1 protein-coding gene is annotated in these 278 nt (G+C 42.1%); it reads right to left on the bottom strand.

What is annotated here, in order from left to right:
* Positions 1 to 218, bottom strand: a 218-nt coding sequence (locus SB756_RS29675; protein ID WP_410913141.1) for a hypothetical protein, incomplete at its 3' end; no start/stop codon positions are given.
* Positions 219 to 278 lie beyond the last annotated feature (60 nt).

Below are 278 nucleotides of genomic sequence, written 5' to 3'. Positions count from 1 at the left end.
ATCTTTATAAAGTGAATACCGCGCAAAAATCCTACCGCCGCCGATAATTCCATTAACCGCCCCTGACGATGCTCAGGGGCAAAAATGTTATCCACATCACAATTTCGTTTTGCAAATTGGGAATGTTTGCAATTATTTGCCACAGGTAACAAAAAACCAGTCCGCGAAGTTGATAGAATCGCATCATCTCGCACGGTCAAATGTGCTTTTTCAAACACTCATCCGCATCACGATGTGAGGAAATTAACATGAATCTTAAGCTGCAGCTGAAAATCCTC

It is taken from the genome of Pseudomonas sp. SIMBA_068, from assembly GCF_046534705.1.
Classification (GTDB): Bacteria; Pseudomonadota; Gammaproteobacteria; order Pseudomonadales; family Pseudomonadaceae; genus Aquipseudomonas; species Aquipseudomonas putida.
Note: the sequence above shows the minus strand (reverse complement) of the source record. Positions and strands in the feature narration are given on the sequence as shown.